The organism is Shimia thalassica (genome assembly GCF_001458215.1).
Classification (GTDB): Bacteria; Pseudomonadota; Alphaproteobacteria; order Rhodobacterales; family Rhodobacteraceae; genus Shimia; species Shimia thalassica.
The window spans coordinates 273,987-296,195 of record NZ_CYTW01000003.1 but is presented as its reverse complement, the minus strand read 5'-3'; the positions used below and the strand labels follow the sequence as shown (position 1 = coordinate 296,195).

Below are 22,209 nucleotides of genomic sequence, written 5' to 3'. Positions count from 1 at the left end.
CGCAGACCATACCAAAACGGAAAGGGCGCGCAGCACATGCACCGCGCCCTTTTTCTTTGATACCATCAAATGTCAGTCATGCCGGATTTTGCTGCGAATACGCGCCCATCCACCGGGGATCAGGAAAAATGACATCACAAAGCCGGTGATAAATCCTGCGACATCCGCAACCCAATCCTGATTGCCGCCAAAGACCAGCCCAAACAAAAGTTGCAACCCAACCAAAAATCCGATCAGAGAAAAAGCGCGGGCCTGATTTTCCCCCATTTGGCCCAAGCGGGTCCAGAGTAGGAACGTGAAGGCGCCAATCAAACCGTAAACGCCGGGATAGGCCCCGAAAAGCGGCGCCGGATTGTCGAGGATCAGCGCAAACGCCAACGCGCCCACAATGCCCGACAGGATAAACACAGCCAGAGTTGCAAAGGCGGAGAAGACTTCACCGACCATTTTCCCCAAGGCCAGCAGCATCACGCTTGCAAAGGCGGCGTGCGTGAAATTGCCATGCACAAAAAGATAGGTCACAAATCGCATGACATGTTCGAACGGCCAAACGCCACTGGACAGCATCCAGTCAAAGATTTCACCCGAGAAGGCGTATTTCTGAAGCGCGGCGACCCGCCAGCCAATGGCAGAGGCATCCCCCACCAATCCGCGCGCGCCCAGAGAGAACACAACCTCGACCCCCGCAATCAAGAGAAACAAAGCCACCACGACGGGGGGCAATGGGTTGATTGGGCTATTGTTGTCGGGTTGGGACATACTGCTCTCCTTGACGGCGATTTGGCTCATGGGTAAGGCAACAGAAGCTATAAATCCAGACGGAGAAATATCATGACCGAGGCGGTCCAAACGTCCTCATCTTTCACGCCGCGCGTCTTCTCGGGCATCCAACCCTCGGGCGACCTGCATCTTGGCAATTATCTTGGCGCGATGAAGCGCTTTGTAGATATGCAAGAAACCGGCATCGAGACTGTATATTGCATGGTCGACATGCATGCGATCACCGTCTGGCAAGACCCTGAAAAACTGCGTCATGCCACCCGCGAACTCTGTGCAGGATTTATTGCCGCTGGCATCGATCCCGCGAAATCCATTTTGTTCAACCAAAGCCAGGTGCCCGAACACGCACAGCTGGCTTGGATCTTTAACTGCGTCGCCCGCATGGGGTGGATGCAACGCATGACCCAATGGAAAGACAAGGCTGGCAAGAACGCGCAAAATGCTTCGCTTGGTCTGTTTGCCTATCCCGCGCTGATGGCAGCAGACATTTTGGTCTATCATGCGACCCATGTGCCCGTGGGTGAAGATCAGAAACAGCACCTTGAACTGACCCGTGATATCGCCACCAAATTCAATCACGATTATGGCGCGGACTTCTTTCCTATCACAGAACCGGTCATCGAAGGCGCAGCCACGCGCGTCATGTCGTTCCGCGATGGGTCGAAAAAGATGTCCAAGTCGGACCCGTCTGATGCCAGCCGGATCAATATGACCGACGATTCGGACACGATTGCCAAGAAGATCCGCAAAGCCAAGACCGACCCCGAAGGTCTGCCTTCGGAAGCAGAAGGTCTCGAGGGTCGCCCGGAAGCCCGCAACCTCGTCAACATCTATGCGGCACTTGCAGACACGTCGGTTGACGCTGTTCTCAAAGATGTCGGCGGTAAACAGTTCTCGGAGTTCAAGCCCATCCTTTCGGAACTGGCTGTTGAAAAGCTGGCGCCAATCTCGGGCGAAATGGCACGTCTGATGCAAGACACCTCCGAGATTGACAAAATTCTCGATCATGGGGCCGAGCGCGCCCGCGCCATTGCGTCTCCGATCCTCAAAAAGACCTATGAGATTGTCGGCATGGTCGGCGCCTAAATCATTGGCGGGAGCGTGTTGCAAAAACATGCTCCCGCCCGTCTTTGGGGCCAAAAGGCCCCGCATCCCGTTGGGCCAGGCCGGGGGCAAAGCCCCCGGCCCCCGGCGCCCCACCCTCCAAAAAGTCGATACTTCCGCACTGGTTCTGCGTCGCCGGTCACCGCCGGACAAAGGCGCGCGCGGCGTCCCCTTTTGGGATGGACGTTGACAGATCGCAGGTCTAGCATCCGCTCGACTGTGAGCGAGGGAGCACGAGCATGGCGATCGGCAAGACCATCCGAACCTATTTCAACGGCACTTGGCATGACGGAAATGTTCCGATCATGAACGCAGCGGACCATGGCAGCTGGTTGGGCACCACGGTCTTTGACGGTGCCCGCTTTTTTGAAGGCATCACGCCAGATCTGGAACCGCATCTGGCACGCGTGAACCGGTCGGCAGAGGCCCTGATGTTGACGCCAACGATGACAACCGAAGACATGCTTGACCTCACGCGCGAAGGTCTCGAAGGCTTTGGAAAAGACGAAGCGGTCTATATCCGTCCTATGTACTGGGGCATCGAAGCCGACATGACAGCAAGCGCGATTGCCCCGATGCAGGGCAGCACAGGGTTTGCCATTTGTCTGGAATCTATCGCGATGGCGGCACCGGAATCATCGACCACATTGACCCGGACGCGTTTCCGCCGTCCGGTTCTGGAAGACGCGGTGGTCAATGCAAAGGCAGGCTGCCTTTATCCCAACAACGCCCGTATGCTGGTCGAGGCGCGCTCGAAAGGGTTTGGCAACGCGCTCGTGACCGATGCCATGGGCAACGTCGCAGAAACCGCAACGGCCAACGTGTTCATGGTCAAAGACGGTGAAGTTTTCACGCCGATTGCCAACGGCACGTTTCTGGCCGGAATCACCCGTGCGCGACACCTGAGCAACATGCGCGCAGACGGGATGGCCGTGCACGAAGCCGTCCTGACCTTTGATGATTTCGAAGATGCTGACGAAGTATTCCTGTCCGGCAACATGTCGAAAATCACGCCGGTTACGGCCTTTGATGACCGCCAATACCAAGTGGGCCCTGTCACGCGACGCGTCCGCGAAATGTACTGGGATTGGGCCCATTCCGAATAAGCCAATCTTCTATCATTGCCTGAACCAAGAGCATGGGCCATGATCGCATCAACGGAGATCAATTATGCGTAAATTCCTTGTGGTGCTGGATGACAGTCGAGAATGCCTGAACGCGATGCGTTTTGCTGCGATGCGTGCCGCGCATTCTCAGGGGGGCGTTCAAATCCTATCGATCATCCCGCCGGATGAATTCAATCACTGGATTGGCGTGGGTGATCTGATGCGCGAAGAAGCACGCGAACGCATTCAGGCGCATTTCGAAGTTTTCGCAAAATGGATGCGTGACAAGCAGGGCGTTGATCCCGAACTGGTGATCCGTGAAGGCGAAGCAGTGCGCGAAATCCTGACACAGATCGCGGAAGACAAAGAGATCGGTGTTCTTGTTCTGGGGGCGGGGAATGACAAAAAGGGCCCCGGGCCTCTGGTGTCGCAAATGTCGCGAAACTCGGGCAGTCTTCCTATTCCGATTACGATTGTGCCCGGAGATTTGTCCAAGGAACGTCTGGAAGCGATCACCTGAGCGAGCACCTTAGAATCATTCTAAACCTTGACACAGGACATGACGAAGCGCATATCTCTATCAAGATGAAAAAGGTGTATCCGCGATGTTTATCCAGACCGAGTCGACCCCGAACCCAGCGACGTTGAAATTCCTGCCCGGCCAAACTGTTTTGGAAGCCGGAACAGCCGATTTCCCCACATCCGAAGGCGCGGAAGCCTCTCCGCTGGCAAGCCGCATTTTCGCAGTGAACGGCATCGCCGGCGTGTTCTTTGGCAATGATTTCGTGACCGTTACCAAAGCCGAAAACATCGAATGGGATCACGTGAAACCCGCCATTCTGGGCGCGATCATGGAGCATTTCCAATCAGGCCAGCCTGTCATGGCAGGCGAGGCAATCGCCCCTGCGGGCCACGCGGCACATGATGGTCCGGACGGCGAAATCGTTGGCCAGATCAAAGAGCTTCTGGACACGCGCGTTCGTCCCGCCGTGGCGCAGGACGGCGGCGATATCACCTTTCACGGGTTTGACCGCGGCGTTGTGTATTTGCACATGCAGGGTGCCTGCGCAGGATGTCCGTCTTCGACACTGACGCTCAAAATGGGCATCGAAAACCTGCTGCGACACTACATCCCTGAAGTGACCGAGGTGCGCCCTGTTGCCGTCTGACGGACGCAAAGGGTCAAACGACATGTCAGGCCAAGATATTACGGGACGGTGCTATTGTGGCGCCGTCTCTTTCGTTTCACCAACTGGCCCTTTGACAGACGCCTACTGCCATTGTTCCGACTGCCGCCGGTGGACCGGAGCGCCGGTCGCGGCTTTTGCAGCATTTGACGTCAAAGAGTTGAAAACATCACCAACGCAAGGCCAAGGCGTCTCGCACCATCCCGGTGTTACACGGTGGAACTGTCAAAATTGCGGATCGCCCCTTATGGCGACCTTTGATTATCTTCCGGATCAGGTCTATGTACCGCTCGGCCTGATTGATCAGGCAGACAACTTGCCCCCACGCATTCATTGCCATGCGGAATCAGCCTTTTCCTGGCTCCATTTTTCCGATGATCTTGAAAGGGCACAGGCGTCAGGTCGCGAGACCCTGAATGCCGCTAATTGAAAGGTTGCCAAGTGACAACAATTCTGGGGTTTGACACGTCTGGTCCCTATTGCACCGCCGCGCTTTTGTCTGACGGTCGACTTGTGGCTAAAAAGACCGAAGAGATGGGCCGTGGACAGGCCGAAAGGCTGATGCCGCTGCTTGAGGAAATGCTGGCCGGTGCCGGACTTGCCTGGGCAGACCTGGATGCAATCGGCGTTGGTGTTGGCCCCGGCAACTTTACAGGCATCCGGATTTCCGTATCTGCCGCACGCGGACTTGCGCTGGCCTTGGACATTCCGGCGATTGGCGTCTCTTCGTTCGAGGCCTTCGCCCTTGAGCAACCTCGCCCTTGCGTTTCCCTCGTGGCCGCTCCGCGCGAACAGGTCTATGTGCAGGAATTCGGAACAGAAACCGATCAGACACCGGCCTTTTGCCGACTGGATGACATCGGTGATCACCTGACACAAACCGCGCCATCGTGGGTTGGCGCACATGCCGAGGAATGCGCCGAGCGATTTTCCGGAACCGCGGTCAGTTGCAAATACCCGATCGCAGAAGCCATCACGCGAGCCGCCGCTGCCCGTCTGGGCGAGCCGGTCACGCGCCCTGCCCCGCTCTATATCAAGGCGGCCGATGCAGCACCGCCCCGCGATCCCGCACCCGTAATCCTGCCATGACGCCAGACCTCCTCGCACAGATCCACGGCGCCGCATTTCGCGAATCGCGAGGATGGAGCGCATCCGAGTTTCAATCCCTGTTGTCGTCGCCCTTGTGCTTTGTTGTCGGCGATCAGACCGGCTTTGCGCTTGGACGGGTGATTGTCGATGAAGTCGAATTGCTGACCATCGCCGTGCTGCCCGATCATCAGGGTCGCGGGCTTGGTGCAAAGTGGCTTCTGGCCTTTGAAACAGCGGCGCGGGCCAAGGGAGCAGAGACAGCTTTTCTGGAGGTTGCAAAAGACAACGTTTCCGCAATTTCTCTCTATGCGCGACAGGGCTACACCACCCAAAGCACCCGTACGGGATATTATTCACGGGCTGACGGGCAGAAAATAGATGCCCGTATCATGTCGCATAATTTGGGCTAAAGCGCCCCTTTCCCTATGGGCAACTACGGGCCCGGGCGCGGATTCTTGGCCAAATGGTCGAATCCGGGTTGACCACTCCACTCCTCTGCGGCCTTACTAAGCTATGATCTGACTTGATCTGTCTGCATGCTAGAGGCTGGCAATAAATGATCGGCCTCGCTTTACTTGGGAGAGATACATGACCCTGATGACCAAAATTATGGGCGCTGCTGCTGCCGTGGCGCTTACTGCTGGTGCTGCTTTGGCGGAACCCGCGCTGATTTTTGACCTTGGTGGTAAATTTGACAAATCGTTCAACGAAGCCGCTTTCAACGGCGCAACCCGTTGGGCTGGCGAGCACGGAAAGTCTTTCCGTGAGATCGAACTGCAATCCGAAGCCCAGCGCGAGCAGGCCCTGCGCCGTTTCGCCGAAGCGGGTGCAAACCCGATCGTGATGACCGGTTTTGCCTTCGGCAACGTTCTGTCGGAAGTTGCACCTGACTATCCTGACACGAAGTTCGCGATCATCGATATGGTTGTGGATCAGCCAAACGTGCGTTCGGTTGTTTTTAACGAGCACGAAGGTTCGTATCTGGTTGGTATGATGGCGGCCAAAGCATCGAAAACCGGCACCGTCGGCTTTATCGGTGGCATGGATATTCCGCTGATCCGCAAGTTCGCTTGTGGTTATGTTCAGGGCGTCAAGGCTGTGAACCCGAATGCCACCGTGATCCAGAACATGACCGGAACCACCCCTGCCGCATGGAATGACCCCGTAAAAGGATCCGAGCTGACCAAAGCGCAGATTTCGCAGGGTGCTGACGTTGTATACGCCGCTGCTGGCGGTACTGGTGTAGGTGTTCTGCAAACCGCTGCTGACGAAGGCATTCTGTCGATCGGCGTGGACTCAAACCAGAACTACATGCACCCCGGCAAAGTACTGACATCGATGATGAAACGCGTAGACAACGCCGTTTATGACGCGATGAACGACGGTGACGATCTCGACATGGGTATCTATGTCATGGGTGTTGCCAATGGCGGCATCGACTATGCGCTGGACCGTCACAACGAAAAGCTTGTTACCATCGACATGAAGCATGACGTGAACAACGCCAAGGACGCCATCTCGGCAGGATCTTTGGTTGTGCATGACTACATGAGCGACAACACCTGCCCCGTCGAATAAGACGCCCTGCAGGCAAAGCCATCCGGCTTTGAACGAGACTAAGGGCCGTGCCTTGGCGGCGCGGCCCTTTCTACTGAAAGGACACCCATGTCAGACGCGATCATCCAGTTTTTCGCAGCTTGGGGCATGGAAGATGCCGAGGCCCGCGCCACGTCCATACGGGACAGCGTCGCCCCTGCGTTCCACTATCTTGATCCCCGCACCCCAGAGCCCATTTCATCGTTTGACGATTTGGTTGCCTACGTCGCGATGTATACACAATTCGCCCCCGGCGCGTCTGCAGAGGTCAGGAACCTGAGCGAAACAAGCGGCCATTTCCGCGCAACTGTCGCCTTCTGTATGGCGGACGGACAAGTGCAAATGGGCCAGTACTTTATTGAATGTGACACCGATAATCGCCCCCTGCGTCTGATCGGATTTGCCGGTTTGGGAGACCCCGCATGACCGCACCCGCCATCCAACTCAAAGGCATTTCCAAAGCCTTTGGTCCTGTCCAAGCCAACAAAGACATCTCGATTTCGGTCATGCCCGGCACAATTCACGGCATTATCGGCGAAAACGGCGCGGGCAAATCCACGTTGATGTCAATCCTCTATGGATTTTACAAAGCCGATAGAGGGGAAATCTGGATCAAGGGCAACAAAACCCAGATACCGGATTCTCAAGCGGCCATTGCTGCGGGCATCGGCATGGTGTTCCAGCACTTCAAACTGGTTGAGAACTTTACTGTTCTGGAAAACATTATCCTTGGGGCAGAAGACGGCAGGTTGCTGCGACCGTCGCTTGCCAAGGCCCGTAAGGAACTGGCCCATCTGGCCAAGGAATACGAGCTGAACATTGATCCGGATGCTCTGATCGAAAACCTGTCGGTCGGCCACCAACAACGCGTGGAAATTCTCAAGGCGCTGTACCGTCAGGCAGATATCCTTATTCTCGACGAACCGACAGGCGTGTTGACCCCTGCCGAAGCGGATCAGCTGTTTCGAATTCTCGACCGGCTGCGCGAAGAGGGGAAAACCATTATCCTGATCACGCACAAGCTGCGTGAAATCATGGATATCACCAACACGGTCAGCGTGATGCGCCGCGGTGAGATGACGGCAACCGTCAAAACCGCGGAAACAAGCCCCGAACATCTGGCCGAGCTTATGGTCGGCCGCAAGGTTCTTCTACGGGTCGACAAAAAGCCTGCCACCCCCGGCCAAACCGTGCTCGAAGTGGAAAACCTGCGGGTGACAGACGACAAGGGCGTTGAACGGCTGAAAGGGATTAGCCTGTCTTTGAAGGCGGGAGAAATTCTTGGCATCGCGGGCGTTGCGGGTAACGGGCAATCGGAACTTCTCGAAGTTTTGGGCGGTTTTGCCAATGGTGTCGGAACCATCCGGATGAACGGCCAAGAGTTGCCATTGACGGGCAAAGGTTCGAACGGACAAGCACGCCGTGACGCAGGTATCGCCCATGTTCCCGAAGACCGGCAACGCGAAGGTCTGATCATGGAGTATTCCGCTTGGGAAAACTCGGTCTTTGGATATCACCATGATCCCGCGTTCCAAAAAGGCATGCTGATGGACAACGCCGGCATCCTTGATAAAGCGCAGGAGCAGATGGACCGCTTTGACGTGCGGCCGCCGCATCCGAAACTGGCCGCCAAGAATTTCTCGGGCGGGAACCAACAGAAAATCGTCGTTGCCCGCGAAATCGAGCGCAACCCTGATTTGTTGCTGATTGGCCAGCCCACGCGCGGTGTGGACATTGGCGCGATTGAATTCATCCACCAGCAGATCGTGCAGCTGCGCGATCAAGGCAAAGCCATCCTTTTGGTCAGTGTCGAACTTGATGAAATCATGTCTCTGTCAGACAGGATCGCGGTCATGTTTGATGGCCACATCATGGGCGAACGCGTGCCAAGCCAGACAGATGAAAAAGAGCTTGGCCTTTTGATGGCTGGCATAACCCAAGAACCCACCGCCGAAGATTGGCAAGTTGTCGATCAGCAATTCGCGCTGCAAGAAGAAGAACACGAGGGTGAGAACAATGGATAAGATGCCTCAATGGGCGGATGTCGTCCTGATCCCGTTAATTTCGTTGCTTCTGGCCGCTATTCTGTCAGCGCTCGTGATCCTTGCGATCGGGGAAAACCCCTGGGCCGCGTTCAAACTTATGGTCGAGGGCGCGCTCATGCGGTCCGCCGGTTGGGGGTATACGCTCTATTATGCCACCAACTTTATCTTTACCGGACTCGCGGTTGCCGTGGCGTTCCACGCCCGTCTGTTCAACATCGGCGGCGAAGGTCAGGCCATGCTGGGTGGTCTTGGTGTCGCGCTTGCCTGCCTTTACGTCCCTTGGCCGCACTGGTCTCTGGCTATTCTCGGGGCAAGCGTCGGGGCCGCTTTGTTCGGTGCGCTTTGGGCGCTGATCCCTGCATATCTACAGGCCAAACGCGGCAGCCATATTGTGATCACCACGATTATGTTCAATTTCATCGCTGCGGCTTTGCTGAATTATGTCTTGGTGAACATTCTACGGCCAGTCGGCGCCATGGACCCGGCAACCGCAAAGTTTCCGGAAGCCACCCATTTGCCCACCTTCAGGGACATGTTTTCAACTGCGGACAACATCATGTTCCGCGGCGCCCCCGCCAACGTGACCTTCTTTCTGGCTCTGGCCGCGTGTCTGGTTGTCTGGGTGTTGATCTGGCGCACACGCCTTGGGTACGAATTGCGGGCCTTTGGCCACTCTGAGAGCGCGGCACAATACGCGGGTATTTCCCCAGTCAAAATCACCGTGATCGCGATGCTGATCTCGGGCGCACTGGCGGGCATGATGAGCGTGAACACCACGATGGGCGAAAGCGAACGCTTGATCCTGAACTCAACCGAGGGTGCCGGATTTATCGGGATTGCCGTTGCCCTGATGGGACGCAGTCATCCTTTTGGCGTGCTACTGGCGGCCCTGTTGTTTGGCTTTTTGTATCAGGGCGGTGCCGAGCTGGCCTTGTGGACCACCATTCCGAGAGAGTTGATTGTGGTCATTCAGGCCTTGGTCATCCTCTTTACCGGTGCGCTCGACAATATGGTGCGCATGCCGCTTGAAAAGCTCTTCCTCGCGATGCGGAAAGGAGACGCATGATGGATTACATGACGCTTCTCCAATTGCTGGACTCGACCGTGCGCCTTGCCACGCCTTTGTTGCTGGCCTGCCTTGCCGGTCTGTATTCCGAGCGCGCGGGCATCTTCGATATCGGCCTTGAAGGCAAAATGCTGGCCGCCGCGTTTTTCTCGGCAGCGTTTGCCTATACGACGGGGTCGGTCTGGATTGGCCTTTTGGCAGGGATCGCAGCGTCGCTGATCCTGTCTGCCGTGCATGGGCTGGCCTCTATCACTTTTCGGGGAAACCAGCTGATCTCGGGTGTTGCGATTAACTTTCTTGCGGCGGGTATGACAGTTCTGGTCGCACAGAACTGGTTCAAACAAGGGGGGCGGACGCCCTCCCTGATCGGTGGTGCACGGTTCGAGCCGATTACCCTGCCTTTTGCCGAAGCTTTGAAAGACGTGCCTGTTCTGGGGCCTCTTTACTATGAGCTGATCTCGGGCCACTCGATACTGGTCTATATCGCTTTTGCGCTGGTGCCCCTGACGTGGTGGGTTCTGTTCCGCACCCGTTTCGGCCTGCGCCTGCGCGCGGTCGGAGAAAACCCGGCGGCGGTTGATACCGCAGGTGTTTCCGTGATCGGGCTTCGCTTTGCGGCGGTTGCGATCTGCGGCGTGCTTTGCGGTATCGCGGGTGCATACCTCGCGACAGCCTTGCAAGCCGGTTTTGTCAAAGACATGACAGCGGGACGCGGGTTTATCGCCCTTGCCGCGTTGATCTTTGCCAAGTGGCGCCCGTGGCATGCCCTTGGGGCCTGTCTGTTGTTCGGCCTGCTGCAAGCGATCGCTCTGCGGTATCAGAACATCGACCTTGGCGGCATCGTGATCCCTGTTCAGGTGATGGATGCCCTGCCCTATATCCTGACGGTTGTGATCCTTGCAGGGTTTGTGGGCAAAGCCATTCCACCGCGTGCCGGAGGCGAACCCTACGTCAAAGAACGCTGAGGCAGGAATCAGTTTTCACATACCCAATTATGACGCCCGCACATTTTGCTATTTGTGCGGGCGTTGTTGCCTAAATCCCGACATGCAGGAGATAGATCGCATGTCGTATGTTTGGGAGGCCGTGTCGAATTTCACATTGACGGCCAACGGATAAGTCCAGTTCATGCACATTCATCAATCCTGTCAGGGTTTTGCCCGCCAGACAGGTTGCAAAATCACGCCACGTCACGCTAACTGAACTCATGCAGATATACCTACCGATCGCCGAAGTTTCCGTGAACGCCTTCTTGCTCTTGGGGCTTGGAGGAATTGTGGGGATTCTTTCAGGGATGTTTGGTGTCGGTGGCGGTTTCCTTATGACACCGTTGCTGTTCTTTATTGGCATCCCCCCTGCCGTAGCCGTCGCAACAGAGGCCAACCAGATTGTGGCCTCTTCTTTTTCCGGCGTTCTGGCCCATTTAAAAAGGCGAACGGTCGATCTCAGGATGGGGACGGTTTTGCTGATTGGTGGCCTGATTGGCGCCGGTTTTGGGGTTATGCTGTTCAACTACCTCAAATCACTCGGGCAGGTCGATCTGCTGGTCAAGCTTTGCTATGTCGTGTTCCTTGGTGTCATCGGCGGCCTGATGTTTGTCGAAAGCCTGAACGCCATTCGCCGGACTCGCAAAAACGCCCCCCCTGCAAAACGCAAGAACCATAACTGGATTCACGGGCTTCCGTTCAAAATGCGGTTTCGTGTGTCGGGCCTTTATATCTCGGTTATTCCACCACTAATCGTCGGTTTGTTGGTAGGCGTGCTGGCCGCAATTATGGGTGTCGGTGGGGGCTTTATCATGGTCCCTGCCATGATCTATCTTCTGGGAATGCCCACCAAGGTTGTTGTTGGTACTTCGCTGTTTCAAATTATTTTTGTGACGGCCTTCACCACTTTGCTGCACGCGACAACCAACTATACCGTTGATATGGCGCTGGCTGTTCTTCTGTTGGTCGGCGGTGTAGTCGGGGCACAGATCGGAACACGCATCGGGACTCGCCTAAAGGCCGAGCAACTGCGCATCCTTCTGGCGATTATGGTTCTGGTCGTGTGCGGGAACCTTGCTCTGGACCTTCTGCTTATGCCGTCAGAGTTGTACTCTCTTGGCCCGGCCGGAGGACACTAGGATGCTGCGGGTTCTCTTTGCATTGCTGGTTTTGCTGGCCGCGCCGGTCCACGCCCAGGAAGATGTCGTATTGGGCATGAGTCAAAACCGCGTGGCGATCACAGCCAATTTTGATGGCTCGGAAATTCTGATATTTGGCGCGGTTAAACGCGAAAGCGAAATCCAGCAGGATCCGCCACTTGAAGTTCTGGTTACGGTTTCCGGTCCCTTGCAACCTGTCACGGTGCGCCGGAAAGAAAAGAAGCTGGGCATCTGGGTGAATGCCGACAGCGTTGAGGTCGATGCCGCCCCCAGTTTCTATGCCGTGGCGACCAGTGGCCCCTTTGGGGACGTGCTCACCGATGTTGAGGATTTGCGCCACAGGGTTTCGATTCCCCGCGCAATCCGGTCTGTCGGGGCCCCTATGGGTGTTGAAGACGCACAAAGCTTTGCCAAGGCCGTCATTCGCATACGCACAGACAACGGTTTGTACCAGATGCTGGAAAACTCGGTCGCCGTAGACGAACAAACCCTGTTCAGAACCTCGGTCGCAATGCCTGCCAATCTGACTGAAGGCGATTATATCACGCGCGTGTTGCTAACCCGGGGCGGCGAAGTTGTGTCGTCATACGAGACTTCAATCGATGTTCGCAAAGTTGGTCTTGAACGCTGGTTGTTCAACCTGTCACGTCAAAAACCACTGTTGTATGGCCTGTTGTCACTGGCGATTGCCATTGCCGCAGGATGGGGAGCATCTGCTGCTTTCCGCTTTGTCCGGCAGGGCGGGTAATCCCGCCGAGCCAGAAAAGCGCCCTAGCCACGCCCGATATAGGGCATCTTGGTTGCCATCACCGTCATAAATTGCACATTCGCCTCTGGCGGCATGTTCGCCATATGAAGAACGGACCGCGCCGCGTCCGCGACATCCATCGAAGGCATCGGTGGTTCCTCAGGATGTTCACGCGCGGCCCGGGCAGTCAGATCCGCAACCATTTCTGTGCGCGCGTTGCCAATGTCGATCTGGCTGCAGGCAATATCGAACGGACGCCCATCAAGAGACAGGCTGCGGGTCATGCCAGTGATCGCGTGTTTGCTCGTCGTGTAACAGATCGAACCGGGGCGTGGATTGTGCGCCGAGAGTGACCCGTTGTTGATGATACGGCCGCCCTGTGGCGTTTGATTGCGCATCTGCTCAAAAGCAAGACGCGCACAGATGAACATGCCGCGCACATTTACATTCAAAACCTGCTCGAAGTCTTCAACGGTCAACTCGTTGATGGGCCCTGCAGGACCAAACATGCCGGCATTATTAAACAAAACGTCCAAGCGCCCCGCAATTTTGGAGAAGCGTGTGAAAACGTCTTCCATGGCTTTGGCGTCGGTGACATCTGCGGGAAGGGCAACGACGTTTTCAGAGGTCGCGGCCAGTTCCTCCAGACGGTCGGCCCGGCGCGCGATGGCCCCCACTCGCCAGCCATCTTCGAGAAACGTTTCGGCAGCGGCACGCCCGATGCCAGAGCTGGCGCCGGTTATCAGGATCGACTTCATACGCTTTCCTCTTGTTCAAGTTTCAATGGCGCAGGTGTGCTGACCAAATCATCGGTTTGCAACGGGCCGGAAGGACGTGACAACCGATTGCGCACAATCCAGTACAGCCGTTCCTGCGCACGGGTGATCGCCACATAGGCCAATCGTTTCCACAACGGTTGGCCCGCCTCGACCCGACCCATTTTAGCCGCAACATAAAGATCCGGTGCAAAAACCTGAACGTCTTCCCACTGTGATCCTTGCGCCTTGTGGATCGTAACTGCTGCCCCGTGCAAAAAGGTCGCCCCCATACGGGCTGCATAGGGAATAAAGGGCTCTTCCTCATCGGGCATTTCAATTTTGACAATAGACGCGGCCGAGACTCGCGGGTCTTCGGCACCGATCACATGCAAACGCGAAAACCCCGGTTTGCGACCCGGTCCCAGATAGATGACCTGCGCCCCCTTGATGAGACCGCGCGCCTCGAGGTCCAACCTCTTTTTTCTGTGCTTGGCAGGAAGCTCGATCCCGTCACAGATCAGAGGTTCCCCTTCCAGAAGCATGTCTTCCGGTGCTTCATAAACCCGCCGAAACGCGTTGATCAACCGTATGCGTGTCGCATTGCGCCACACCAAAACAGGTGATCGCGCCATGATATCAACTTCAACGCGCTGCCCCATGATGACGCGGTCATCAACACGCGCCTTTTCCTCGATCATGCGTTCAAAATCATGAAACTCGAGCGCAGGATCCGCCAGCGCGTGCGCAAGGTCCAAGATGGGATTATCTGCATCCTGTCGGTGGACGCGGCTCAATTGCAGCTTGGCAGGTTCGGGCAGACCGTCGAACACCATCGCACCGGACTGGTTCACCGGTGCCAACTGTGCGGGGTCACCGAACAACAGCAAAGTCGGGAAAATCTCGCGCAGGTCTTCGTACTGTCGCTCGTCCAGCATGGATGCTTCGTCGACAAGGCCAATGTCCAGCGGCTCATCCCGTCTTTTCCAGCCTGTGATGAAATCCGAGCCGCGCAATCCAGCTGCGGCAAGAGCCCCCGGAACCGACTTGTGAAGCTGATAGAACGCAAATGCCCGATCAAGCGATTCATCTGTCAGCTCTTCAATTTCAGGGCGCTCGCCCTCGCCAGCCAACCACTCTGCGATTTTTTCATATTCCGGATCATAGACCGGCGTATAGATGATGCGGTGGATTGTTGTTGCCGGCACCCCGCGCATGCGCAGAACACTCGCCGCCTTGTTCGTTGGCGCCAAAATGGCCAGCGTGCGCCGGTCTTTGCGGGGCTTTCCTTCATAGTCGCCAGAGACGATATCCACGCCAGCCTCTTCAAGGGCTTTTACCAGTTCAGCGAGCAACAAGGTCTTGCCGGACCCTGCCTTTCCCATCACCGCAGCAATGGCGCGTTTGCTCTCTGAAGGTGGGGTCAAAATGCCCTCATCCAGATCAACGCCGACGCCACGCAGTAGCTCGGTGATCTGGTCAAAAGCTTCGGCTTGGTCGTGAGAAAGGGTCAGCGCATTCGTCATGCGCAGACCCTACAGGCGCCTATGAACAAGCACCAGCGCGACTTAAGGGTTTTGTCAGGCGATCCGCGCGAGGCTCGGATGTTCCCGGCCGCCAAAGGCAAGGTCGAACCAGTGCCGTGATTGACTTGGGGAAATTCCGGCGCGCTCGGCAACAAGCAGACGCGCCTCTTCGGTAAAGTCCCACAACCCAACGCTGATTCGGTCGCGCCCCTCGCCCTTTGCACCAACGATTTCCGGGGACGACCCGATCATGCGATAGATACGGACCATGCGGGCATCAAATACGCCGACATAGTGTTCAACGCCGAATCCATGCATGACCTCGCCGCCGCCCAACATCAAAGCGCCAGCCGTGCGGGGTTCCGCATCACGAGCAAGGCAAAATCGCGTGCATTCCCAGATGAAGGGACTTTGAATTTTCACACCATCTGTCAGGTCAAGAAAGTGATCATTCACCATACAGGGACCTGTGGTTGGCAAAAGGCGCATGGACCCCCCGTGGCGGCCATCCGGCTTTTCCCAGATGACATACAACGGGTTCATTGCATCGTATTCGTCACGTTCCTCGCCGGTGTCGTCGACGTTCACTTCCCAGCCGAGCCGGGTTTTGAATTGATCCGCCCGATCAAGAAACATTGTGCGTTTCAGCTTGGGGAAATCATCAAGGTCTTCTGCGTAGATATAACGGAGCATTCTGGCATCCCTTCCCATTAGAAATGAGAACATAACTAGAACACCTTCGTTAAGCCGAGCCTAACAGGGCGGGCGGTGCGTTAACGCTTTGTTAAACCACTATCAAACCCCAGCTCAGCGCGCGGGCAACTGCATGGGTTGTGTTCAGCGCCCCAAGCTTTGATCGGGCAGACTCAATGTAGACACGCAAGGTATGCTCGGAAATGGACAGCGCTTCTGCAACCTGTGCCCGACTTTGTCCTGATGCCAGAAGCGTCATAGCGTCAACTTCTCGAGGTGATAACGCACGCAGCTGCTCTGGTTGCCGACTCGGTTCAAATTCGAGCGCTTTTTCATTGAATTCATGGGCAATCAGGATCAGATCGCGCCTGTTTCTCTGAATGAACTGCTCCCACTCTGCGTCACTGCACTGGTGACTGACCGTGAACAGGGCAAACTGGCCATTGGGGCCACGAATTGGCACAGTCAGCCCCTGGTTCCCGACGCCGTGCGCGATGGCGTCCATCTGGAAAGCGCGCGACGCCTTGCTTGACCAGTCAAGCCGCTTCCAGTCAACAGGGTGGAACTTTTGATAACTCCCGATAACAACGGGATCTACCCTGAGATAGTCTTTCGTCAAATACCGCTCGACCCAAATGTCGGAATAGGTCCCGCAACCGTACTGATCCCCGTCCGTGTTGACCCAGTGATAAACCAGATGGTCTACACGGAAATGATCTCGCAGCTTCTCGATCGCGCCTTGAAGAGATTCAAGCCCGGGGGCGCTCCCGAGTTCCTCCAGTATAGTCTCTCGTCGTTGCGTCATGCCCATGTGCAGTTGCACCAGCGCCCTCCACGGTCGAGACGATCTCGGTCACTGCAACCAGCCGGGCTTCTTCCAGCTGTTCAGCGAGCGCTTGCAAATCGTTGGCTACGGCAAAAGTCCGAAGATCTGCGAGAACGTCGAGTATCCAGTTGTATTTCATATTCAACTCTCGTGTGTGGTGGTTAATGAAAAGTTAATACAATCATAGCACGAGCACAGTTTGTTCATAAATTCACGTATTCTTACTCCCCCAAAATAGCGGGGCCATGATCTGATAAACCACTGAATACACACAAATGGATTTCTCAAACGTAAATCGCCCGCAAATCAGACAGTGATTCGCGGGCGATCTATGTGGCTCTCATGCGTCCGGGCGATTAACCCCCCGGATACACCGAGTTTACTTCTTGCCGGCTTCCAGCACGTCTTCGACTGTGCGCAGGCCAGTTTTGGGGGCCTGAACCAGAACGGACATGTTGCCTGGCTTGTGCTCGTTGCGCAGCATTTTCATGTGTGCGGCAGGGATTTCATCCCATGTGAACACTTCCGACATGCACGGGTCGAGACGACGCTCACACATCAGGCGGTTGGCCGATGCAGCCTGCTTGAGGTTCGCAAAGTGCGAGCCTTGCAAACGCTTCTGGTGCATCCACATGTAGCGAACGTCGAATGTTGTGTTGAAACCGGACGTACCGGCACAGATCACAACAATACCGCCCTTTTTCACGACCAGAGTCGAAACAGGGAAGGTCGCCTCACCAGGGTGTTCAAACACCATGTCAACGCTGACACCTTTGCCGGTGATTTCCCAGATCGCTTTACCGAACTTACGTGCTTCTTTCAGCCACTCGTTGTACTCGGGCGAGTTCACGGTGGGCAGCTGACCCCAGCAGTTAAAGTCCTTGCGGTTGATCACGCCTTTGGCGCCCTGATCCATCACGAACTGGCGTTTGCTTTCGTCGGAAATCACGCCGATCGCGTTCGCACCAGCAGTATTCGCCAGCTGGATTGCATAGGATCCAAGACCGCCCGAAGCACCCCAAACCAGAACGTTCTGACCGGGCTTCAATTCGTGTGGGTGATGGCCGAACAACATGCGGTAAGCCGTCGCCAGCGTCAGCGTGTAGCATGCCGACTCTTCCCAAGTCAGGTGCTTGGGACGTGGCATCAGCTGTTGCGCCTGAACACGTGTGAACTGCGAGAACGAACCGTCGCCGGTTTCATAACCCCAGATACGCTGGGTCGGCGAGAACATGGGGTCGCCACCGTTACATTCTTCGTCGTCACCGTCGTCTTGGTTACAGTGGATGACAACCTCGTCGCCCACTTTCCAGTTTTTCACTTTGTCGCCAACGGCCCAAACAATGCCCGAAGCATCCGAACCCGCGATGTGATAATCCTGACCGTGTACGTCAAAAGGTGAAATCGGCTGACCCAGGCCGGCCCAAACGCCGTTGTAGTTTACACCTGCGGCCATAACGAGGACCAGAACTTCGTGGCTGTCGACCTGCCATGTGTCGACTACTTCAACCTCGAAGGATTTATCAGGTTCGCCGTGGCGTTCGCGCCGGATGGCCCACGAATACATTTTCTTCGGAACGTAGCCCAATGGGGGCATTTCGCCGATTTCATACAGATCTTTTTCTGGTGCGTCGTAAGGCGCGATGCCGGTATCAGTGTCCAGAGCCATGTCAGCCTCCTGAAGTTAAAAACATATTGCCGCAATGCAGAATCGCGGTTCCTAGAGATGAAATATCGACGGCCTTGAAATATTGCAACCACAATTGAGGTCATTTTGTAATTTTATGACCGAGCAGATGCAGAAATTCCCGCTGCAGGCGCACAATTCACCGCAAAAGGTGCCGGATTGAGTTTGAATAGAAGGCCAAAGCCGTCTTTTGCTCAGGATTTACGCTGTAGCAGCCAGCCACCTTCAAAACCATTTTACGTTCCGTCAGGGTGCGCAAACCGACCTCAATGGCATAAGCCATGTCATCTCGAGGCAAATGAACGTGCGCCTTGTCGAGCAATGCAATTCGTTCGCCGACTGCGGTCTCTATTGCTGCGCGCGACATCGGCGCTTTGGCGTCTTCAATCACCGAAGCCACGAGGGGCACCGGCAAAACTGGGACAACCGCTTCAATCCGGTCCATCAACGCATAGGCCAACGCCTCAGACACTTCCCCTTTACGGGTTTTGCTAAACGCGGCCAGTGACAGGGGGTGCCCGAAACTCACGGCTGCATAGCCAAACTTGTGATACTTCCCGCGCAGACGCAGCCACATTTGTTTGAAGAAAAACCCCGTGACGACGCTGATCCTTGCATTAAACCGACGCCCCCCGCCCTTCATGGCTTCCATAAGGATCCGATCTTCCAACACGCGGTCATAATTCAGCGCCACCGGCACAAAGACAACGTCCTTGCCGTCAGGATCAAATCCTTCAACGATGTACTTGAGCAAACCATGCTTAGGCGCCTGAGGCGCACCATCCAGACTTAACCCGCCTTCGGGGAACATCGCCTGGGTCACGCCCCCATCGGTCGCCAGCTTGACATACCGCGCAAGAACCTTGCGATAGAGGGTGTTGCGCGATTTACGTCGAATAAAGTAAGCGCCCATTGCCTTGATCAAGCGCGACAAGGGCCAGACCCGTGCCCACTCTCCTACAGCATAGGCCAAGGCAGACCGTTCCGCGGCAAGGTACGTCACCAGGACATAGTCCATGTTTGACCTGTGGTTCATCACAAAGACCACCGTCGCATCTTTCGAAATGTTCTGAAGCCCCGCTTCATCAAAGTGGGCCAAGCGCACACGATAAAGAGCCTGACTCAAGAATCGCGCCACCCGGATGGCAAATCCAAAATAGGCCGAGGCACTAAAGGACGGCACAATTTCACGTGCGTATCCCTTGGCCTCTTCAAAGGCGACATTTTCGGGAATGCCCTGTTCGCGGGCGTGTTCCACAATGGCCTCGGTCACATCGGGCGAATAGATCAAGCGCTGGATCATGTCGTGCCGCCGCGCGAGCTTGAATGGCTCAATAGGACGTTCAAGGCGTTGGTTCAGGCGCGCAACCGCCTTTTCCATCCGACGCCGGAAGAACCAGCGAACAGAGGGAAACAGCAAATGGCTTGCGGCCGTCACCAAAGCAAACAAGAGGATCAGGATGAACAGCCAAAGGGGCAATTCGACAGTCGACGTCATTCATCGACAGTTACAACTCCAGACGCGCAGGTAAACAGATATTTGAAACAGGCCTTTCCAAATCGAAACAGAATATCTCGCGAAATGGCCCCACCCCAAGCCACCTCGCCACCCACAACGCGCTGGCTGGTTGTTCCAATCGACGCAGACACCCCTATTCCAATTCCTTTCCAACACCGGACTCGGTATGCTGCTTGTGCAAAATACACAACGCCGCGACGCAGCGAATTGACTTGCACATGATATTTCGCATATCTACGCTCTGACGCAATAAAGTTGCCCAACCGATTCAAGAGGACGTCCCATGTCGCAGACGCAGAAAGACCGCCCCTGGCTGATCCGCACGTACGCAGGTCACTCGACCGCCAAAGCTTCGAACGAACTATATCGCTCGAACTTGGCCAAGGGTCAGACCGGCCTTTCCGTGGCATTCGATTTGCCCACCCAAACCGGATACGACAGCGACCACGTTTTGTCGCGCGGCGAAGTCGGCAAAGTGGGCGTTCCTGTCTGTCACCTTGGCGACATGCGGACACTGTTTGACCAGATCCCTCTGGAACAGATGAATACATCCATGACGATCAACGCCACCGCGCCTTGGTTGTTGTCGCTGTACATCGCCGCCGCCGAAGAACAGGGCGCGGACATCAAAAAACTCCAGGGAACCGTTCAAAACGACCTGATTAAGGAATACCTGAGCCGTGGCACGTATATCTGCCCGCCCAAACCGTCGTTGAAGATGATCGCGGATGTGGCCGAGTACTGCTACACGAACGTGCCCAAGTGGAACCCGATGAACGTCTGTTCGTACCACCTGCAAGAAGCGGGCGCGACACCTGAGCAAGAGCTTTCCTTTGCTCTCGCCACCGGTATCGCGGTGCTGGATGCCCTGAAGCCACGGGTGCCCGCAGAAGACTTCCCAGCATTGTGCGGACGTATTTCTTTCTTCGTGAACGCCGGAATCCGCTTTGTGACCGAGATGTGCAAAATGCGCGCCTTTGTCGACCTTTGGGACGAAATCCTTGAAACACGTTACGGCATCGAAGACGCCAAATATCGCCGGTTCCGCTATGGTGTTCAGGTAAACTCTCTTGGTCTGACCGAGCAACAGCCCGAAAACAACGTCTACCGAATCCTCATCGAAATGCTGGCGGTTACGCTGTCTAAAAAAGCCCGCGCGCGTGCCGTGCAATTGCCAGCCTGGAACGAAGCCCTCGGTCTGCCACGCCCTTGGGACCAGCAATGGTCCATGCGCATGCAGCAGATTATGGCCTATGAAACGGACCTTCTTGAATACGAAGATCTGTTTGACGGAAACCCAGCCGTAGACAAAAAGGTTGCCGCCCTGAAAGAAGGCGCGCGACACGAGCTGAGCACACTAGAATCCATGGGTGGAGCAATCGGCGCCATCGACCACATGAAGGCCCGTCTGGTTGAATCCAATGCGGATCGCCTGAACCGGATCGAAGCCGGAGAAACCGTTGTTGTTGGCGTCAACAAATGGCAACAGGGCGAACCTTCGCCGCTGATGACAGGCGACGGTGGCATCATGGTCGTTGATCCGGCTGTCGAACAACAACAGATTGATCGTCTGAACGAGTGGCGCAACGAGCGCGACAACGACGCCGTTCGCACTGCACTGGCTGATCTGCGCGCTGCTGCTCAGGCTGGTGAGAACATCATGCCCGCATCTATTGCTGCTGCCAAAGTTGGTGTGACCACCGGTGAATGGGCCGCACAAATGCGCAGCGTCCACGGCGAATATCGTGGCCCGACCGGTGTTTCTGGTTCGCCATCGAACAAAACCGAAGGTCTGGACGACATCCGCCAAGCAGTTGACGCCGCCTCGGATCGCCTTGGTCGCCGTTTGAAGTTCGTGATCGGCAAACCCGGTCTGGACGGTCACTCGAACGGTGCGGAACAGATTGCGTTCCGTGCCCGCGACTGTGGCATGGACATTTCTTATGATGGTATCCGCCTGACACCCGAAGAAATCGTGACGTCTGCGCTTGAAACCAAAGCACATGTGGTGGGTCTGTCGATCCTGTCGGGATCGCACATTCCGCTGGTCGAAGAACTGATGACACGCATGAAAGAGGCAGGCCTGAGCGAAACGCCTGTGATTGTTGGCGGCATCATCCCTGATGACGATGCAGCACGCCTGAGTGCGATGGGTGTGGCCCGCGTCTATACGCCAAAAGACTTTGAGCTGAACACAATCATGATGGATGTGGTGACGCTGGTCGATCCAAAGGCCGTCGCCGCCGAATAAGACCCTCGCGGGTTTTGGATTTGAGGGCCCCGAGGGAAACTTCGGGGCCTTTTTCGTGTCTGATTGCCCGTGATGGGGAAAACCG

At 56.0% G+C, this 22,209-nt stretch carries 22 protein-coding genes; 15 read left to right on the top strand and 7 right to left on the bottom strand.

The features are described from left to right. Window positions 1-72: 72 nt before the first annotated feature. Window positions 73-759 carry a rhomboid family intramembrane serine protease gene (locus tag PH7735_RS14755; protein ID WP_058312160.1) on the bottom strand — a complete coding sequence of 229 codons (687 nt, stop codon included), beginning with the start codon at window positions 757-759 and terminating at the stop codon, window positions 73-75. 72 nt (window positions 760-831) lie between these two features. Here PH7735_RS14755 and trpS point away from each other — a divergent pair, with 72 nt between their 5' ends. The 14 genes from trpS to PH7735_RS14680 all read left to right on the top strand — a co-directional run bounded on the left by trpS (window position 832) and on the right by PH7735_RS14680 (window position 12,867). Further along, the gene (gene trpS / locus PH7735_RS14750) at window positions 832-1,866 is read left to right on the top strand and encodes a tryptophan--tRNA ligase (RefSeq protein WP_058312159.1); all 1,035 of its coding nucleotides are present in this window, start codon (window positions 832-834) and stop codon (window positions 1,864-1,866) included. 257 nt (window positions 1,867-2,123) lie between these two features. Then, the gene (locus tag PH7735_RS14740; protein ID WP_058312157.1) at window positions 2,124-2,990 is read left to right on the top strand and encodes a branched-chain amino acid aminotransferase; all 867 of its coding nucleotides are present in this window, start codon (window positions 2,124-2,126) and stop codon (window positions 2,988-2,990) included. A gap of 64 nt (window positions 2,991-3,054) precedes the next feature. After that, entirely contained in the window at window positions 3,055-3,510 is a 456-nt protein-coding gene (locus PH7735_RS14735) for a universal stress protein (RefSeq protein WP_058312156.1), read from the top strand. A gap of 85 nt (window positions 3,511-3,595) precedes the next feature. Beyond that, a complete protein-coding gene (locus PH7735_RS14730) occupies window positions 3,596-4,159 on the top strand; it encodes a NifU family protein (protein ID WP_058312155.1) in 564 nt (187 codons plus the stop codon). Window positions 4,160-4,181: 22 nt separating this feature from the next. Further along, window positions 4,182-4,607, top strand: a complete 426-nt coding sequence (locus PH7735_RS14725; RefSeq protein ID WP_058312154.1) for a GFA family protein — start codon at window positions 4,182-4,184, stop codon at window positions 4,605-4,607. A gap of 11 nt (window positions 4,608-4,618) precedes the next feature. Next, complete coding sequence (gene tsaB, locus PH7735_RS14720; RefSeq protein ID WP_058312153.1) at window positions 4,619-5,266, top strand: tRNA (adenosine(37)-N6)-threonylcarbamoyltransferase complex dimerization subunit type 1 TsaB; 648 nt, start codon at window positions 4,619-4,621, stop codon at window positions 5,264-5,266. Continuing rightward, complete coding sequence (locus PH7735_RS14715) at window positions 5,263-5,676, top strand: GNAT family N-acetyltransferase (protein ID WP_058312152.1); 414 nt, start codon at window positions 5,263-5,265, stop codon at window positions 5,674-5,676. Before tsaB ends, PH7735_RS14715 begins: the two co-directional genes overlap by 4 nt. Window positions 5,677-5,854: 178 nt before the next feature. Then, window positions 5,855-6,844, top strand: coding sequence for a BMP family lipoprotein (locus PH7735_RS14710; RefSeq protein WP_058312151.1), 990 nt, complete (start codon window positions 5,855-5,857; stop codon window positions 6,842-6,844). A gap of 87 nt (window positions 6,845-6,931) precedes the next feature. Next, window positions 6,932-7,288 (top strand): hypothetical protein, encoded by a 357-nt coding sequence (locus tag PH7735_RS14705; RefSeq protein WP_058312150.1) that lies wholly within the window; start codon window positions 6,932-6,934, stop codon window positions 7,286-7,288. Next, window positions 7,285-8,886 (top strand): ABC transporter ATP-binding protein, encoded by a 1,602-nt coding sequence (locus PH7735_RS14700; protein ID WP_058312149.1) that lies wholly within the window; start codon window positions 7,285-7,287, stop codon window positions 8,884-8,886. The genes PH7735_RS14705 and PH7735_RS14700 overlap by 4 nt, the downstream gene beginning before the upstream one ends. Further along, window positions 8,879-9,973, top strand: coding sequence for an ABC transporter permease (locus PH7735_RS14695; RefSeq protein ID WP_058312148.1), 1,095 nt, complete (start codon window positions 8,879-8,881; stop codon window positions 9,971-9,973). Before PH7735_RS14700 ends, PH7735_RS14695 begins: the two co-directional genes overlap by 8 nt. Further along, window positions 9,973-10,938: an ABC transporter permease gene (locus tag PH7735_RS14690; RefSeq protein ID WP_058312271.1), complete on the top strand. Its 966-nt coding sequence runs from the start codon at window positions 9,973-9,975 to the stop codon at window positions 10,936-10,938. The genes PH7735_RS14695 and PH7735_RS14690 overlap by 1 nt, the downstream gene beginning before the upstream one ends. Window positions 10,939-11,180: 242 nt before the next feature. Beyond that, on the top strand, window positions 11,181-12,098 hold the full coding sequence (locus PH7735_RS14685) for a sulfite exporter TauE/SafE family protein (protein WP_058312147.1): 918 nt from the start codon (window positions 11,181-11,183) through the stop codon (window positions 12,096-12,098). A 1-nt stretch (window position 12,099) separates the two neighbouring features. Beyond that, window positions 12,100-12,867, top strand: a complete 768-nt coding sequence (locus tag PH7735_RS14680; RefSeq protein WP_058312146.1) for a TIGR02186 family protein — start codon at window positions 12,100-12,102, stop codon at window positions 12,865-12,867. A 23-nt stretch (window positions 12,868-12,890) separates the two neighbouring features. Here the strand turns inward: PH7735_RS14680 and PH7735_RS14675 are convergent, their stop codons facing one another. The 6 genes from PH7735_RS14675 to PH7735_RS14650 all read right to left on the bottom strand — a co-directional run bounded on the left by PH7735_RS14675 (window position 12,891) and on the right by PH7735_RS14650 (window position 19,852). Continuing rightward, a complete protein-coding gene (locus tag PH7735_RS14675; protein ID WP_058312145.1) occupies window positions 12,891-13,625 on the bottom strand; it encodes an SDR family oxidoreductase in 735 nt (244 codons plus the stop codon). Continuing rightward, window positions 13,622-15,148: an ATP-dependent DNA helicase gene (locus PH7735_RS14670; protein ID WP_058312144.1), complete on the bottom strand. Its 1,527-nt coding sequence runs from the start codon at window positions 15,146-15,148 to the stop codon at window positions 13,622-13,624. Before PH7735_RS14670 ends, PH7735_RS14675 begins: the two co-directional genes overlap by 4 nt. 54 nt (window positions 15,149-15,202) lie before the next feature. Next, complete coding sequence (locus PH7735_RS14665) at window positions 15,203-15,841, bottom strand: acyl-homoserine-lactone synthase (protein ID WP_058312143.1); 639 nt, start codon at window positions 15,839-15,841, stop codon at window positions 15,203-15,205. Between the two features lie 91 nt (window positions 15,842-15,932). Further along, entirely contained in the window at window positions 15,933-16,652 is a 720-nt protein-coding gene (locus PH7735_RS14660; protein WP_058312142.1) for a helix-turn-helix transcriptional regulator, read from the bottom strand. Window positions 16,653-17,046: 394 nt separating this feature from the next. Next, complete coding sequence (gene ccrA, locus PH7735_RS14655) at window positions 17,047-18,336, bottom strand: crotonyl-CoA carboxylase/reductase (protein ID WP_058312141.1); 1,290 nt, start codon at window positions 18,334-18,336, stop codon at window positions 17,047-17,049. Window positions 18,337-18,493: 157 nt separating this feature from the next. Next, window positions 18,494-19,852 carry a 1-acyl-sn-glycerol-3-phosphate acyltransferase gene (locus PH7735_RS14650; protein ID WP_058312140.1) on the bottom strand — a complete coding sequence of 453 codons (1,359 nt, stop codon included), beginning with the start codon at window positions 19,850-19,852 and terminating at the stop codon, window positions 18,494-18,496. Window positions 19,853-20,156: 304 nt separating this feature from the next. Between PH7735_RS14650 and PH7735_RS14645 the strand changes: the two genes are divergently transcribed. After that, entirely contained in the window at window positions 20,157-22,124 is a 1,968-nt protein-coding gene (locus PH7735_RS14645) for an ethylmalonyl-CoA mutase (RefSeq protein ID WP_058312139.1), read from the top strand. Window positions 22,125-22,209: the final 85 nt, after the last annotated feature.